Raw genomic sequence first — 16,076 nt, forward strand, 5'->3', positions numbered from 1 at the left:
CGGGAAGCGGCGGGCGCGACAAAGGAGAACGCGATGCTGCGTTTGGCTTCTCGCCGAAGACGTGATGCCGTGCCGACCGAGGGCCGGGATACGCGCGTTCATGTCGACCTGGCCCATCTGCGCGGTCTGGAGCGCGTCGGGCGGACCCTGAGCCTGCTGCCGCGACAGCCGGCGCGCAGCGTCCTCAACGGTCGTCATGGCTCGCGCCTGCGCGGTCGCGGGCTCGACTTTCTCGAACTGCGCGGTTATCTGCCGTCGGATGACGTGCGCAACATCGACTGGCGCGTGACGGCGCGTACCGGTGAACCGCACGTGCGCGTCTTTACCGAGGAGCGTGACCGGCCGGCGCTGATCGTCGTCGACCAGCGCCAGTCGATGTTCTTCGGCAGTCGCCATGCGATGAAATCCGTCACCGCGGCTGAAGTTGCCGCGATGCTCGCCTTTGCCGTGCTTGGCCAGCATGACCGGGTCGGCGGCATCGTGGTGGGGGATCGCGAACTCGTGGAGTGCCGTCCGGCGAGTTCGCGTGCCGGTGCGATGCGCTTTCTGCAGGCGCTGGCCGAGGCCAATCTGGCGCTCCACGCCGATGCCGAACCCGTCGAGCCGACCTCGCTGGATGCCGTGTTCGAAGCCGTGTCGCGACTGGCGAGTCGCGATCATCTGGTCGTGGTATTGAGCGACTTCGACGTGATAGGCCCGCGCAGCGAGAGGCTGCTCGGCGCGCTGTGTCGCCATAACGATGTCGTGCTGGCCCCGGTCACCGACGTGCTGGCGGAACAGCTGCCGGATGACCTGCGCCAGACCGTTTCCGACGGCCGGTGGCAGGCGCTGCTGGATACGCGCAGCGCACGGATTCGCGAGGCGCTCGAACGGGTCTCCCGCGAACGCCGCGAGACGCTGGATGCGTGGCAGCGGCGCTTCGGGCTTTCGCTGGTGCCGCTTTCCGCCGGCGAGGAGAGCGCGGTGCAGCTGCGCCGGCTGCTCGGCGTGCATCGACGCACGGATCATCGATCCGCGCCGAGGAGGGCGCCATCGTGAATCAGTCGGCGTCCGTCGTCAGCCAATCGGCGAATGACTCGCCGCCGCTGATGTTGTCTCAGCTGATCGATCGGCTGTCGCCGCCACCGGAGCCGCTGCCCGTTGCCTGGTGGCCGCAGACCTGGGGCTGGTGGGTGGCAGGCAGCATCGTGCTGCTATGGCTGGCCGGGTGGGGATGGCATCGCTATCGGCGCTGGCGGGCCAATCGCTACCGCCGCGAGGCGCTGACCGCGTTGAATCGCCGACTGGCCAGCGGCGAAGGGGTCGTGGCGCTGGCGGAGATCCTGCGCCGCACGGCGCTGGCGGCGTTTCCCCGGACGCAGGTGGCCTCGCTGCGCGGCGAGGCCTGGGGCCATTTTCTCAACCGCACTATGCCTCCCGGGCGGCGCTGTTTCGATGAGCGTGCCATGGCATGGCTCTCGGACCAGCCCTATCGCCCGATAGCCACTCTTGACGATCAATGCTCTCTCGACGACCAGTCCTCTCTCGGCGACCAATCCGCTCTCGACGAACTCACCGAGCGGGTCGAGCGCTGGATCCGCGGTCACGATGTCAAGCGGGGGGCGCATGATTGAACTGGCCGCGCCCTGGGCGCTGGCGCTGCTGCCATTGCCGCTGCTAGTGCACTGGCTGATCCCCGCGTATCGACGGCGTACGGCCGCCCTGCGTCTGCCGTTCTTCCACCGCTACATGCAGGCCGCGGGGGTGACGCCGGGAGAAGGCGCTCGGGTACTCACCCGCTCACGCGTCATGACGGCCGTACTGGTGCTGTGCTGGGCGCTGCTGGTGCTGGCGCTGGCCCGCCCGGAGCGGGTGAGCGCTCCCATCCACTGGCAGACCGCGGCACGGGATCTGATCCTGGCCGTGGATATCTCGGGGTCGATGGACGAAAGGGATTTCGCGGCGACGGGCGACGAGACGCTGCAGCGGCTCGCCGGCGTCAAGCAGGTCATTGCGGATTTTCTCGACGGCCGCGAGGGCGAGCGCATGGCGCTGATCGTCTTCGGCACGCAGGCCTTCGTGCAGTCGCCGCTGACCCTCGATCTGGCAACGCTGCAGTCGCTACTGGCGCAGACCCGAGTCGGTATGGCCGGCCCCCACACGGCGCTCGGGGATGCCATCGGCCTGGCGATTCGCCAGTTCGAGGCCAGCGACGTCTCGCAGCGCTTGCTGATCCTGTTGAGCGACGGCGCCGATACCGGCAGCCGCATGAGCCCGATCAACGCGGCGACGATCGCCGCCGAGCGTGACGTGCAGATCATCACCATCGCGATCGGCGATCCCCAGGGCAGCGGCGAGAACCGTGTCGAGACCGCCACGCTCGAGGCCATCGCCGAGACCACCGGTAGCGAGAGTTTCCTGGCCACGGACCAGCAGGCGCTGCAGGCGGTCTACGACCGCATCGACGTGCTCGCGCCGCGTCAGATCGCCGATCACAGCTACCGCCAGCGCCAGCCGCTGGCGGTGTGGCCGATGGCGCTGGCGCTCGGTCTACTGCTGCTCGGCTGGCTCTGGCGCAGCGTGGCGCTGGTCAGGGGGGCGCTGTCATGAGCGTCGCCGACCTGCTAGCCGCCTTTCACTGGCTACGACCGCTCTGGCTGCTGCTGCTGCCGCTAATCGCTGCGCTCTGGTGGATTGGGCGCTTTCACACGGCCGCCCGCGAGACACGCGCCCGTCATGTTGCGCCGCATCTCGCCCGGGCGCTGATGGTCGGTCAGGGGAAGCGAGGGCGGTTGATGCCGGTCGACACGCTGGCTGCACTGGCGCTCTGTCTGGTCGTCGGCCTGGCTGGTCCAGCCTGGAGCCGAATGCCGAATCCGATGGTCAGTCAGACGGCCCCGCTGGTGATCGCGTTGGAGGTGACGCCATCGACGCTCGCGAATGATGTACCGCCGAGCCGGCTCGAGCGCGCCGTGCTCAAGATCGAGTCCCTGCTGGCCACGCGCAGCGGCGCGGAAACGGCACTGATCGCCTATTCGGGCTCGGCCCATCTGGTGGTGCCGCTGACCGGTGACCCTGCGCTGATCAAGCCCTACCTGGAGGGACTTTCTCCGGCAGTGATGCCGGTTGAGGGCGATGTCGCGGGCCAGGCGCTGGCGCTAGCCGAGACGCTGCTGGCCGATCAACCCGTGCCCGGCACGATCCTGTTCTTGAGCGACGGGGTAAGCGGCGCCAATCTCTCGGCTTTTACGGCCCGCGATGACGCGAACACGCTGGCCTTCCTCTCGCTGCTGCCGGGCGAAGCGCCGTTGCCAGAGATCGAGGGACTAGGGGCGCGACAGGTCAGCGTCAGTGCCGACGACAGCGATATTCAGACGCTCGAACGCCTGCTGGCATCCGCCTACCGCCAGGCACTGATCGACGATGATCGACTGGCGTGGGAGGACCGCGGCGTCTGGCTCGCTTGGCCCGCGGCGCTGCTCGCGCTGCTCGGGTTTCGGCGTGGCTGGCAGCTCGGTGCCGTCGCGCTCACGCTGGGCGCGGGGTTATGGACCGGTGCACTCGGACCGGGCTCGCTCGGTATCGACGTGGCCCGCGCCCAATCGAGCGTGTCGACGCGCGCCGCCGAGGCGGAGAGCGCGTCGCCACTGACAACACGGTTGATGGATGCGTTTCTGACGCCGGATCAGCAGGGGCGCTGGTGGGTGGAACGCAACCGGTACGACCGGGCCAGCATGCACTTCGAGGACCCGGCCTGGCGCGGCTACGCGCTCTATCGCGATGGCCAGTATGCCGAAGCGGTCACGGCACTCGCCGCGCTGGAGACGGCCGATGCCGCCTTTACCCAGGGGCTGGCGCTGATCCGCAGCCGCCAGTATCGCGATGCCGTGGCCGCCTTCGAAACCGCGCTGGCGCGAGATCCCGACTATCCCGAGGGCGAACGCAATCTCGCTCTGGCCCGCGAGATACGGGATTATGTCGAGGAGACCCGGGAGCAATCCGATACCGGTGAGGATCGTGGCGAAGGCGCGGATGATATCGTCTTCGACAACGAGTCTCAGCGCGGCGTGGAGACGACCCTGAGCGGGGATGAGGGCGACAAGCTGCTGACCCCCGAGCAGTGGATCAGCGCCATCGACTCGGAGACCGGCGACTACCTGCGCCAGCGCTTTGCGCTGGAAGCCGCGATGTCGCGCTCGGGCGGTTCTGCTGATCAGGCCGCGGAGCCGGCGTCGGGTCCGATCTCGGGGGGTGTGCCATGATGCGCCGCCGGCACGAACAGATGCCTCTAGCAAGATGGTGGAGAGGGTTTGCGGGCCTGCTGCTCTGCCTGAGCGCGCTCGCCAGCCTGCCGCTAGCGGCACAGCCGGCATCGGTTATATCGACCTCGACCTCTGCTCCGGCCAGCGATCCTCTTGTCTCCGCGACGTTGACGCCGGAACGCGTCGCCCCGGGCGAGCGCGCGCAGCTACGTATCACCGTGCTGGTACCGACCTTCATGCCGCAGCCCGTGGCGTTCCCGAGCTTCGATCACCCGAATCTGTGCATCGAGCTGCCTTCACGGGCGACGATGCCGATCAGTCAGACCGTCGAGGGTCGCACCTGGTCCGGCGTGTCGCGCCGCTATGCCGTGACGCCGCTGGCCGCCGGCGAATTCAGGCTTGGGCCGGGGATGTTGGAGATTACCTATCAGGATCCCGAGGCCGGTGACACGGTAACGCGCACGGCGCCGCTGGCCGCGCAGACGCTGGTTGTCACGGTGCCGGAGGCGGCAGCCGGGCTCTCGCCCTATGTGGCCGGTACCGCACTGACGCTCGAGCAGCGGATCACCGTGACACGGGCGGAGGACGCCGGCGAAGCGGCCGCAGAGACGTCCGTGCTCGAGCGTCCGGAGGAACCGGTCTTGCTGACGGTCGGCGACAGTCTGCAGCGCGAGCTCGTGGTGACGCTGGAGGGTGGCAGCCCACTGCTGCTGCCTTCCCTGATAGACGCGACACCGCTGCCGACGATGGCGGTGCACGCGGCGTCGCCGACTTTGACGGAAACCGCGAACGGCGGCACCCGTACCGAGCGTCTGACCTATATTGCACAGCAGGGCGGGCCAGTCACGCTGCCGGCCATTCATCTGGCATGGTATGACTTGGCGCGCCAGCGTATCGACGCAGCGAGCCTGCCGGCACTCTCGCTGGACGTGACCGGTGGTGCCGGTGCGGCAGCCTCCCTGCGCGCACGCGCGGCGACACAGGGGCCGGCGGCGCTGGCGGTCGTGCTGATCGGCGTCGTCCTGATCGTGATGGGGGGCGTGCTCTTTCGGCGCTGGGGGCGACCGGCGTGGCAACGCTGGCGACAGCATCGCCGCGAGCGGCGCGAACAGGATGGGCGTGCCGCGCTTGTGCAGTTCGAACGCGCAGTCAGAGCGCGGCAACTTGCCGATAGTTTGAACGCCTGGCAGGCGTTGCAGGCGCGGGTTCCCGGTCTGGAGACGGTACACCGCCAGGAGATCGAGCGGCTGCTGGCCATGCTGGGGCAGCAGCGCTATGGCGTGACCGGGCAATCAGCCATGCCATCGGCCTCGGCGCCTGACACTTGGGCAGCGCTGCAGCGGGCACTGCCTCGAGCGGCTGACCTGCGCCAGGCAAGGCTCGGGCCCTGCCTGCCGCCACTCAATCCGAGGGCATCATGATGCAACTATCGCCATTCGCTGCCGGTTTCCAGTGTCGCGTTGCCATCATGCTGATATTGCTGCTGGCGCCGTGCGTCGGTAGTCCGGCCGATGCGTCGCCGGCAGGCGATGTCGTCCCCGCAGGCCTGGCCTCAGCACCCGCGACGAATTCGGAGGCAGGCTCGGCCGGTGCCGCGAACGAGCGCCGTGTCGCGCGCCACGTCGAGCGAGCGAACGCGGCGCTGCAGGCGGGGCGGACCCAAGCGGCCATCGACGGCTATCACGAGGCGCTGGATCTGGATCCGGATTATCTGCCGGCGCGGGTCAACCTGGCCATGCTCTACAGCCGCCAGGGCGAGACCGAACGGTCGCAGGCGCTGTTGCGCGAGGGGCTTGCCAATGCCGATACCCCACGCCGGGACCGTGGACATCTGGCCTACCTGCTTGCCCTGAGTCTGGCGGAGCAGGGCGAGTACGAAACGGCACTGGATTGGCTGGCGCGCGATGCCGAATGGCGCCCGGAGCACGCGCGTACTTTCTACAATCAGGCGCTACTGCTCGACCGTCTGGGGCGGCAGGCAGCCGCGCTAGATGCTCTGTACCGGGGCTTGCGGCTGACGCCGGAGTCGCCGGATCTGCTCTATGCCGCCGTCTATCTCAACGCCACGCAAGGTCATGTGAGCGAGGCGCTGGCGGTGATGGAGGCTCTTCGCCGTGTCGCGCCGGACGATCCGCAGCTCGGGCGCCTCGAACGCCAGCTCAAGGGGCAGGCGTCGCCCTGAGCCGGGGGAGAGCGGATGTGTCGATTTAGGGTTCTCGTAGGGTTCTCGAAACAGGAGTCGTCTTGATGGCCAAGTCACGCAGCAAGTCGCAAACGAGCCCGATGATCGCCCTGGCGGGCGGCACCTTTCGCATGGGGTCAGAGGCGTTCTATGCCGACGAGGGGCCCTGTCGCGAGGTGACGGTGGGGGCGTTCGAGATCGACGTGTTTCCCGTGACCTACGCTGACTTTCGACGTTTCGTCGACGCCACCGGCTACGTCACCGACGCCGAGAAAGCGGTCGATCCCGCGCGCTTTCCCGGCGCCGATCCGACGCTGCTGCTGCCTGGGGCCGCAGTATTCACGCCGACGGCGGGCCCGGTACCGCTCGACAGCCACTTCCGGTGGTGGCAGTTCGTACCGGGCGCGAGCTGGCGTCATCCGCTGGGCAAGGGCAAGTCGCTCAAGGGGATCGCCAAGCACCCGGTAACCCAGGTGAGTTTCAACGATGCCATGGCCTACGCCGAGTGGGTCGGCAAGGACCTGCCGACGGAAGCCGAGTGGGAGTTCGCCGGCCGTGGTGGGCTGGTCGGCAAGGAGTACGCCTGGGGCGACGAGCTGCATCCGGACGGCAAGCGGTTGGCCAAGACGTTCGAAGGGGCCTTCCCGTGGCGCAACGACGCGCCCGCCGGGCTGGAGCGCACCGCGCCGGTGGGCAGCTATCCGCCCAACCCTTACGGGCTGCATGACATGATCGGCAATGTCTGGGAGTGGACGAAAGACCCGTATCATCGCCTCGAGGCGCCGACCCGGTCCTGCTGCAGCAGTAGCCAACAGGCCGATGACCCGACAGCCAGTCTCAAGGTCCTGAAGGGCGGCTCGCATCTCTGCGCGCCGGAATACTGCCAGCGCTATCGCCCCGCCGCCCGGCATCCCCAGCCGATCGACGAGGCGACTTCGCATATCGGCTTTCGCTGTATCAGGCGCTAGGCATCAGGTTCCGCTGGCATTGTCGCGTGCCATGACGACGACGCGCACACGATGCGCCTCGTCATGGCGCGAGGCGGGAAACAGGGTACGAGCGCGGGGCTCGCACCTCTCACGCCTCATCCTTCACGCATCACTCCTCGGTCAGCGTGGCGTCGACCAGTTCCTGCACCGCGCGCTGCAGCGCCTCGACACTGTCGCAATCGCCGGCACCGTGGCGTTCGGCGATCCAGGCCGGGTCGTTGTAGCCAAGCCAGGTCTGTCCGGCGTTGTCCTGCCACACCAGCGCCTTCATCGGCAGATCGATGCCGGCTGTCGGCGCACACTGCATCAGCGGCGTACCGCTCTTGGGATCGCCGAAGATGACGACTTCGTTGGGCAGCAGCGCCATGCTGCGCGACATCGCGGCCTGACGGTGATCGACCCGAGCGAAAACGGTCATGCCGCGAGTTCTTGCCTGATCTGCGAAGCGGGTGGCGGTATCGTGCACGCTGGCATCGCTCGGCGCGACGATCAGGCCCGGTACCTCAGAGGCTCCGGATGGCTCCGTCGTCTGGGCGTTGGCGATGCTGGTCAGACACCCCATGGCAATGCCGGCGACAGTGAGCCAGCGGCGTGTGAATCTCATGGCGTTCTCCTGTTGGGAAAAGGTCGAGCGATACCGGTCGAGCGATGAAGGTCGATCAATGACGGTCGATTAATGACGGTCAATGCACATTGGGCCCGTGGTCACTGGTCAGCGCCGCCTCGGCGAGGTCGACTTCCCGCACCAGCTTGCGCAGCACATTGTCGTTGATACGGTCGCGCTCGCGAAGCCTATAGAAAGCGCGGCGTTCGGCGCGCAGCGCTTCCAGCCGTGCCTCGCGCTCGAGCTGGCGCGTCATCTCTAACTGCGGGGTGGGCGTATCCGCGGAGTGTAGCGTCAGCCGCTCGCGATAGTAGGCCATCAGCTGACCGCTGATATCGTTGAACGCCATGATCGTCTCGTCGTGGGTCTGGGTGTCAACGAACTGGCCGGTACGGTCGTGATGGAAGCGCTCGATGCGATAGATCGCGGCTTCGGCCCCGGCGATTCGCGCGCGCCGCTCCTCCTCGAACTCGCGCGTGTCCTCGGGGATCTTCAGATTGCGCAATACCAGCGGCAGCCCGACGCTGCCGACGATCAGCGTGAACAGGATCACGCCGGTGGCGAGGAAGATCAGCAGTTCGCGGGCTGGCAACGGGGTGCCATCCGCCATCAGCTGCGGCAGCGATAGCGCGGCGGCCAGCGTGATGGTGCCGCGAATGCCCGCCAGCGTGGCGGCCAGCATCAGGCGCAGGGGAATGCGGCCGTTGCCGTTCGGCGGCGGCAATCGCGGGCGACCCTGGATCAGGCCGCTCAGCTGTGTCAGGGCGCGGCCTACGGCGCTGGCGAGCCAGATCCAGACGAAGCGCGAGACCAGCAGGGCAATCGAGATGACCGCGACGTAACCGAGCAGACGCAGAAACTCGAAGTCGCCGACGTCATGCAGCGAGTGGTCCAGCGCGCCGGAGATGATCGCCGGTAGCTGAAAGCCGAGTAGCAGAAAGACCAGCGCGTTGAGAACGAACTCGAGCATCTCCCAGACGCTCTGGGTCTGCATGCGCGTGTTCAACTGGCCGACGCGTTTGATGTCGGCTCGGTTCATGACCATGCCCGCGGCGACGGCGGAGAGGATGCCGGACATGCCGAGGTGCTCGGCCAGCAGGAAGGCCGCGAAGGGCAGCAACAGCACCAGCAGAATGACCTGCACTGTCGTCGCTTCGCCGAGATGGCGCTCGATCAGCCGCGTGCGCAGGACATTGAAGCCGAGTGCGAGCAGGGCGCCGACGACCAGACCGCCGACCGCAATGACGAAGAAGCTGAGCGTTGCGTCCACCAGCGAGAAGGTGCCGGTGATCGCCGCCGCGACCGCGAACTTGAACGCCACCAGCCCGGAGGCGTCGTTCATCAGCGATTCGCCCTCGAGGACACGCATCAGTCGCGGCGGGACCGGCAGTCGCCCGGAGATCGACGACACCGCGACCGCATCCGTGGGCGAGAGAATCGCGGCCAGCGCGAAACAGATCGCGAGAGACAGTGCCGGGAACAGCAGATGAATGAAGTAGCCGACACCGACCACGGTGAACAGCACCAGACCGAGCGCCAGGGCGAGTATCGGCCCGCGCAGGATCATGAATTCGCGCTGGGGGAAGCGCCGCGCATCGGCAAACAAAAGTGGCGCGATGAACAGCAGCAGGAAGATCTCTGGTTCCAGCTCGACGTGCAGGCCGGAGGCCGGCCATGCCAGCAGGGCGCCGAGAATGATCTGTACCAGGGGCGTCGGCAGTGAGGGCAGGAAGCGTGAGATGACCCCGGTGGCGGAGGCAACCACCAGAAGCATCAGGACCAGAATCAGGGTGTTCATGAAGGCAGTAGGCCACTCGTCGAAGAGAAGAACAGGTGTCGGGGCGCCGAGATTAACGAAAGTTAAGTCGGGAGGCAGCTGCAAAAAATTTCCGCGCTCGTTCCGGGCGAGTTGGCCGTGACGTGTCTATGCTTATCAACCGAGATGACCGGGCGGCCTGACACCGCCCGACTTTGGAAACCGTTTCGAAGAGAGCTTCGGAGAGATCCGTTTCGGGCGAGTTCTTCAGCCCGCCGTACCCGTTAGTTCCGAATCGGCATAGACCGGTCGCGATCTCCCTGCAATAACCCGAGCCGCGGTCGAGCGCAGTGACGCGCCAGCCGCCGTGGCTTTCGACCCGATGAGGAGCCGGCATGATGGATGATTCCGCGCATTCCCAGCATTCCCGTGAATCGCAACAGACACTCAATTTCACGCTCAATGGCGAAGCCATGACGCTCGAGGTTGCGCCCAACGCCGTACTGCTCGACGTACTGCGCGAGCAACTGCACCTCGGTGGCACCAAGAAAGGCTGCGACCATGGCCAGTGCGGCGCGTGCACCGTTCACGTCGATGGCCAGGCGATGAACTCGTGTCTGCGTCTCGCCGTGATGTGCGAGGGCCAGCACGTCACCACCGTCGAAGGACTGGCCCACGACGGCGAACTGCACCCGGTACAGCAGAGCTTTCTCGAGTGCGATGCCTACCAGTGCGGCTACTGCACCTCGGGCCAGATGATGTCCGCTTCGGCGCTGCTCGCCGACGGACGTATCGGGCGCGACGACGCCTCGGTCAAGGAGGCGATGAGCGGCAACATCTGCCGCTGCGGCGCCTACAAGAACATTCTCGAGGCGATTCAGCAGGCGCGTCTGGCCTACGACGCCACGGCCGAGCGCGGCACGGCAGGCCGACAGGAGGGCGCCGCATGAGAACCTTCGCCTATTCCCGCGCCGACAGCGTCGAACGCGCGGCCCATGCCACGACGCCGACGGCCGCTTTCGTTGCTGGCGGCACGACGCTGCTCGACTTGGTCAAGCTGGATGTGATGCAGCCGAGCGAGCTGGTGGATATCAACGCCCTGCCGCTGAAGCAGGTCGAGTGGCTCGACGATGGCCGGCTCAAGGTCGGCGCACTGGTGACCAATACCGATCTGGCCCACCACCCGGCGGTCAAGCAGCACTATCCGCTGCTCTCCGAGGCGCTGCTGGCCGGTGCTTCCACCCAGTTGCGCAACATGGCGACTACCGCCGGCAACGTGATGCAGCGAACGCGCTGCCCCTATTTCCGCGATCCGTCCGCCGCATGCAACAAGCGTCATCCCGGCAGCGGCTGCGATGCCCGCGATGGCCTCAACCGCATGCATGCGGTGCTCGGCGGCAGTGAAGCGTGCATCGCCGTGCATCCGTCGGATATGTGCGTGGCGATGGCGGCGCTAGGCGCCACGCTGACGCTGGAAGGGCCGGACGGCGAGCGCGAAGTGCCGTTCGGCGAATTCCACCGTCTACCGGGCGACACCCCGCATATCGAACACGATCTCGCCGACGGCGAACTGATCACCGCGATCACGCTCGATGCGCCGCTGGCACCCGCCGGTTCGCACTATCTCAAGCTGCGCGATCGCGCCTCCTATGAATTCGCGCTCGCCTCCTGCGCCGCGCAGGTTGCGCTGGATGGCGACAGCATCGGCACGGCACGCCTCGCCCTCGGCGGCGTCGCGACCAAACCGTGGCGTTGCGCCGAAGCGGAAGCGGCGCTGGCCGGGCAGCCGGCCACCCTCGAGAGCTTCGAGCGGGCCGCCGAGATCGCGCTCGCCGACGCCGAACCGCGGGAGCACAACGCCTTCAAGATACCGCTGGCACGCCAGGCAATCGTGCGCGCGCTGCGGGAAGCCGCGCGTCTCGCCGGTACGACTCAGGAGGAGCAGGCATGAATGACATGACCCAATCGGCCTTCGCCAATCCGCGCGTCATCGGCCAGCGCACCCCGCGCGTGGACGGCGAGTACAAGCTGACCGGTAAAGCCGGCTATACCGGCGAGCTGCACGCGGAGAACATGCTCTACGGTTATCCGGTGCCGGCGACCATCGCTCACGGCGAACTCGAATCGCTCGACCTCGACGAGGCGCTGGCGATGCCCGGCGTGGTGGAGATATTCCATCACCGCAACTTCCCGAAGCTGCACCGTTCGCCCAACAGCATGGGCCACGGCGACCAGGTCAGCGAGGTGCGCCTGCCGTTCGAGGACGAGCGCATCTACTACCACGGCCAGTACATTGCGCTGGTCGTGGCGGAGACCTTCGAGCAGGCGCGCGCCGCGGCCTACCGCGTAGGCGCGCGCTATCGCCACGCCGAGGGCGCCGTGCCCAGTCTGCTCGACAGCGATGCCGAGGGGACTCTGATCGACAGCGCCGGCAGCTCTCGTGGCGACCCGGAGTCGGCGTTTTCCGGCGCTGAGGTGCAGGTCGATGCGACCTATCACATCGCCGCCGAAAGCCATCTGCAGATGGAAATGCACGCGACGCTGGCGGAGTGGCGGGAGAACGGCGCGCGTCTGGTGGTACACGAGTCCACCCAAGGCGTCTTCTACCAGCGCAACGCCATGGCACGGATCTTCGATCTGGCGCAGGAGAATCTCGAGGTCATCTCCCACTACATCGGTTCCGGCTTTGGCAACAAGCTGTTCATGTGGCCGCATGCGGTGGCGACCGCCGGTGCCGCACGCGAGCTTGGCCGCCCGGTGAAGGTGGTACTGCCGCGCCAGCAGGACATGACCGGCGGCGGCAACCGGCCGGCGTCGCGTCAGCGCATCCGGCTAGGCGCCGATCGCGAAGGGCGGCTCAGCTCGGTGATCCACGACAGCATGACCGAGACCTCGCTGGTCGATCAGTACATCGATGCCTGCGGCAGCGCGACGCCCAGCTTCTATGCCTGCGATAACCTGTCGACCAGCCAGCGTATCCTGCCGGTCAACCACGGCACGCCCTGTCCGATGCGCGCACCCGGCGAAGTCTCCGGCATCTTCGCGCTGGAAACGGCGATGGACGAACTGGCCGTCGAACTCGGCATGGACCCGGTCGAGCTGCGGCTCAAGAACTACGCCGAGCAGGACCCCGCCAGCGGGCTGCCCTGGTCGAGCAAGCATCTCGACGAGTGCATGAAGCGCGCCGCCAAGCGGTTCGGCTGGGACCAGCGCGATCCGGGCATCGGCGCGATGCGCGATGGCGACGAGATCATCGGCTACGGCATGGCGACCTGCACCTGGTTCGCCGGGCGTCAGCCATGCGAAGCCCGGGTCGAGCTGCGCGCCGATGGCACGCTGTTCGTCGCCTGCGGCACGCAGGATATCGGCACCGGTACCTACACGATCGTGGCGCAAACGGTGGCCGAGCTTACCGGCGTGCCGCTCGCGCAGATCGAGGTCAAGCTGGGTGAGACCAGCCTGCCGGCAGGGCCGCTTTCCGGCGGCTCGATGGCCACGGCGACGACGCTACCGGCGGTTGCCGCTGCCGCGCGCGATGCCCTGGCGGCGCTCAAGGAAGTCGCGACCGGCAGCGGTGGCGCCTTCGAGGGTGGCGAGGCGGATTCCCTGTCGGTCGCCGATGGCGCCTTCAACGACGGCCAGCGCACGGTGAGCTTTGCCGACGTGCTCGAGACGAGCCGGCTGGCGAGCGTCAATGGTCAGGGCAGCGCGGCGCCCGGCGACGAGCAGAACCAGTACAGCTTCCGCTCGTTCGGCGCGCACTTTGTCGAGGTTCGCTATGATCCGGGCATTTCCCGCGTGCGCGTGGCGCGCGTCGTTTCGACCATGGATATCGGCCGGGCGATCAATCCGCCCACGGCGCGTAACCAGGTCGAGGGCGGCATCGTCATGGGGATCGGCATGGGGCTGTTCGAGAAGCTCGATTACGACCCGCGCGACGCCCGGCTGGTCAATGGCAACGTGGCCGACTACATCGTGCCGGTCCACGCCGACGCGCCGGAGATCGATGTCGAGATGCTCGACTATCCGGACTTCAAGTTCAACGAGTTCGGCGCTCGCGGCGTCGGCGAGATCGGCCTGACCGGGATCGCCCCGGCGATCTCCAACGCGCTCTATCACGCCACCGGCAAGCGCCATCGCGACCTGCCGATCACCATCGAGGCGCTGCTCGCGGGGCAGTGAATCTGCAGCCGCAGGCCTGGCGGTCGCCGATCAGCCGGTCATCGGCCGCCGGCTGACCGGCGACCGCCGCGATCACAGAACCGCCGCCCCGGCTTTCCGGGGTGGCGGTTTTTTTTATGGCGAGAGTTCAGGCGTCGGCGGGGCCGTCGATGCCGTGCAGGAACAGCGACACGCAACGCGCCACGCGTGCCTCGACCGTCTCGCGCGTGGGCGAGGGGGCCAGCTGGAGCAACTGGATCAGGTGCCACTCGCCGAGCAGCATGCCGAGATAGATGCCGGCCAGCTCGGTGGTGTCGCATTCGGCTTGCCGGCCGAGAGCGATGCGCCGGGCGAAGTAGTCCGCCAGCGCGCCACGCACGCGGCCCGGGCCGCCGTCGAAAAAGGGGCGGGCGAGCTGGGGTTGGCGTGGGCTTTCGGCCACCACTTCCCGGTAGAGCCCCAGCGTTTCCTCGTCCATGACCTTGAGCAGCAGATCGACCCCGAGCCGCTGCAGCGCCGAGGCGAGCGGCAGATCGTCGATACCCTCGGCAGTGAGCGCATCGTAGATATGGTGCGAGCGGCGCTCGATCATCGCCTGGAACAAGCCTTCCTTGCTGCCGAAGTGGCGATAGAGCGTCGACAGCGAACCGCCGGCTTCGGCGACAATATCGTTGACGCTGACCTGGCCGTAGCCGCGCTCGAGAAATAGCCGCTGCGCGGTCTCGAGCAGGGCGTCGCGGCGCTGGCGACCGCGTGCGGTGGTGGGGCTGGCTGGCGTGTCGGGGGGCATGGGCTCTCTCGGCGGGCGGTGTCTCCGAAGGACGTGACGCGGGAAGCGACGTCGGGCTACGAATCGAGACGTTCGGAAACGTTTTCGCCCCGGGGCTCGGTGGCGTTTCGACAAAGATAGTGTAGCATACACTACACATTGGCCCTTTCGTCCATGCCTGATCGATGTCGCGCCGGCGACCGGTATCCGTGGCAGCGGCCACGCCCCTCACGAACGACGCTCCTGTGACGCCATGAAAATCAAGAAGACGCTCTATTCGGCCCTCGTGGTGCTGGTGATTCTGGTGGCCGCGCTGATCTTTGCCTGGCACTGGTGGCAAACGGGGCGCTACTTCATCGAGACCGATAATGCCTACGTGCGCACCGACAGCGTTGCCGTGCGCGCCGAGATCAGCGCGCGCGTCACCGCCGTGGCGGTGGACGACAACCAGCGCGTCCAGCAGGGCGAACTGCTGGTCCAGCTGGATGACCGCGACACGCGCAGCCAGCTGGCGCAGTCGCAGGCGCAGCTGGCGGTGAGTGCCGCCAATGTGACTCAGGCCCAGCGTCAGGTATCGCTGGATCGCGCCAGCATCGACGAAGCGCAGGCACAGGTGAGCTCGGCGCAGTCGGATGTCGCCCAGGCGCGCCAGCACCTCGAACGCTCGCAGTCGCTGGCCGCGCGGGACTACGCCTCACGCCAGCAGCTCGAGGACGACCAGGCCTCGCTGCGGGTCGCCGAGGCGACGCTTGCGGCGCGTCAGGCCAGTGTCGAATCGGCGCGGCGACGGCTGGCGGCGGACGAGGCCGCGATCGAGAGCGCCGAGGCCAATCGCGAGGCGGCCGAGGCGGATATCGACTACGCCCGCAGCCAGCTGGCGAAGACCCGGATCGTCGCGCGTCGCGACGGCGTGATCGGCAATCTGAGCGTCGAGGCGGGCGATCTGGCGCAGCCGTCGCTGACGCTGATGCAGTTGGTCCCGGTCTCCAGCGCCTATGTCGTGGCCAACTACAAGGAAACGCAGATCGAACGCATGCGCGTCGGTCAGCCGGTGTCGCTCGAGGTCGATGCCTACCCCGATATTCACTACACCGGCAAGGTGGACAGCGTGGCGCCCGCCACCGGCACCCAGTTCAGCCTGCTGCCGCAGGACAATGCCACCGGCAACTTCAACAAGATCGTGCAGCGCGTGCCGGTGAAGATCCGCGTGACCGGCCCGCAGGATCAGTTGTGGCGGCTGCAGTCGGGGCTCTCGGTGGTGCCGTCGGTGGATACCCGCGAGGTCGACGGCCAGGCGATCTACTTCGATCCCGGCCCCGTGCTCGACGACGAGCCCAGCGCCGAGGCCCCGGCCGCGCCCGACGGTGAGTAGTC

The 16,076-nt window shown here is 67.4% G+C and carries 14 protein-coding genes; 11 read left to right on the top strand and 3 right to left on the bottom strand.

Annotation, left to right across the window (positions count from 1 at the left end; translation table 11 throughout):
• The first annotated feature begins 33 nt into the window (after nucleotides 1-33).
• From MC381_RS09905 to MC381_RS09935, 7 genes are all read left to right on the top strand, one after another.
• Nucleotides 34-1,038: a DUF58 domain-containing protein gene (locus MC381_RS09905; protein ID WP_251977592.1), complete on the top strand. Its 1,005-nt coding sequence runs from the start codon at nucleotides 34-36 to the stop codon at nucleotides 1,036-1,038.
• On the top strand, nucleotides 1,035-1,613 hold the full coding sequence (locus MC381_RS09910) for a DUF4381 domain-containing protein (RefSeq protein WP_251977593.1): 579 nt from the start codon (nucleotides 1,035-1,037) through the stop codon (nucleotides 1,611-1,613). The genes MC381_RS09905 and MC381_RS09910 overlap by 4 nt, the downstream gene beginning before the upstream one ends.
• Nucleotides 1,606-2,589: a VWA domain-containing protein gene (locus MC381_RS09915; RefSeq protein WP_251977594.1), complete on the top strand. Its 984-nt coding sequence runs from the start codon at nucleotides 1,606-1,608 to the stop codon at nucleotides 2,587-2,589. The genes MC381_RS09910 and MC381_RS09915 overlap by 8 nt, the downstream gene beginning before the upstream one ends.
• On the top strand, nucleotides 2,586-4,241 hold the full coding sequence (locus tag MC381_RS09920; protein WP_251977595.1) for a VWA domain-containing protein: 1,656 nt from the start codon (nucleotides 2,586-2,588) through the stop codon (nucleotides 4,239-4,241). The genes MC381_RS09915 and MC381_RS09920 overlap by 4 nt, the downstream gene beginning before the upstream one ends.
• A gap of 20 nt (nucleotides 4,242-4,261) precedes the next feature.
• Entirely contained in the window at nucleotides 4,262-5,662 is a 1,401-nt protein-coding gene (locus tag MC381_RS09925) for a BatD family protein (RefSeq protein WP_251977596.1), read from the top strand.
• Nucleotides 5,659-6,423, top strand: a complete 765-nt coding sequence (locus tag MC381_RS09930; RefSeq protein WP_251977597.1) for a tetratricopeptide repeat protein — start codon at nucleotides 5,659-5,661, stop codon at nucleotides 6,421-6,423. Before MC381_RS09925 ends, MC381_RS09930 begins: the two co-directional genes overlap by 4 nt.
• A 65-nt stretch (nucleotides 6,424-6,488) precedes the next feature.
• Complete coding sequence (locus MC381_RS09935) at nucleotides 6,489-7,391, top strand: formylglycine-generating enzyme family protein (RefSeq protein ID WP_251977598.1); 903 nt, start codon at nucleotides 6,489-6,491, stop codon at nucleotides 7,389-7,391.
• A gap of 130 nt (nucleotides 7,392-7,521) precedes the next feature.
• On the opposite strand, the gene MC381_RS09940 is transcribed toward MC381_RS09935, so the two are convergent.
• Nucleotides 7,522-8,016: a DUF302 domain-containing protein gene (locus MC381_RS09940; protein WP_251977599.1), complete on the bottom strand. Its 495-nt coding sequence runs from the start codon at nucleotides 8,014-8,016 to the stop codon at nucleotides 7,522-7,524.
• A 79-nt stretch (nucleotides 8,017-8,095) separates the two neighbouring features.
• Nucleotides 8,096-9,814 (bottom strand): Na+/H+ antiporter, encoded by a 1,719-nt coding sequence (locus MC381_RS09945; protein WP_251977600.1) that lies wholly within the window; start codon nucleotides 9,812-9,814, stop codon nucleotides 8,096-8,098.
• A 353-nt stretch (nucleotides 9,815-10,167) separates the two neighbouring features.
• Between MC381_RS09945 and MC381_RS09950 the strand changes: the two genes are divergently transcribed.
• Genes MC381_RS09950 through MC381_RS09960 form a run of 3 tightly spaced genes read left to right on the top strand, consistent with a single transcriptional unit; the run spans nucleotide 10,168 to nucleotide 13,954 of the window.
• On the top strand, nucleotides 10,168-10,722 hold the full coding sequence (locus MC381_RS09950) for a (2Fe-2S)-binding protein (RefSeq protein ID WP_251977601.1): 555 nt from the start codon (nucleotides 10,168-10,170) through the stop codon (nucleotides 10,720-10,722).
• Nucleotides 10,719-11,723 carry an FAD binding domain-containing protein gene (locus tag MC381_RS09955; RefSeq protein WP_251977602.1) on the top strand — a complete coding sequence of 335 codons (1,005 nt, stop codon included), beginning with the start codon at nucleotides 10,719-10,721 and terminating at the stop codon, nucleotides 11,721-11,723. The genes MC381_RS09950 and MC381_RS09955 overlap by 4 nt, the downstream gene beginning before the upstream one ends.
• The gene (locus tag MC381_RS09960) at nucleotides 11,720-13,954 is read left to right on the top strand and encodes a xanthine dehydrogenase family protein molybdopterin-binding subunit (RefSeq protein ID WP_251977603.1); all 2,235 of its coding nucleotides are present in this window, start codon (nucleotides 11,720-11,722) and stop codon (nucleotides 13,952-13,954) included. Before MC381_RS09955 ends, MC381_RS09960 begins: the two co-directional genes overlap by 4 nt.
• A gap of 127 nt (nucleotides 13,955-14,081) precedes the next feature.
• On the opposite strand, the gene MC381_RS09965 is transcribed toward MC381_RS09960, so the two are convergent.
• Entirely contained in the window at nucleotides 14,082-14,723 is a 642-nt protein-coding gene (locus tag MC381_RS09965) for a TetR/AcrR family transcriptional regulator (RefSeq protein ID WP_251977604.1), read from the bottom strand.
• A gap of 232 nt (nucleotides 14,724-14,955) precedes the next feature.
• Between MC381_RS09965 and MC381_RS09970 the strand changes: the two genes are divergently transcribed.
• Nucleotides 14,956-16,074 (top strand): HlyD family secretion protein, encoded by a 1,119-nt coding sequence (locus MC381_RS09970; RefSeq protein ID WP_251977605.1) that lies wholly within the window; start codon nucleotides 14,956-14,958, stop codon nucleotides 16,072-16,074.
• Nucleotides 16,075-16,076 lie beyond the last annotated feature (2 nt).

This window comes from Salinicola avicenniae (genome assembly GCF_023736115.1).
GTDB classification, from domain to species: domain Bacteria; phylum Pseudomonadota; class Gammaproteobacteria; order Pseudomonadales; family Halomonadaceae; genus Salinicola; species Salinicola avicenniae.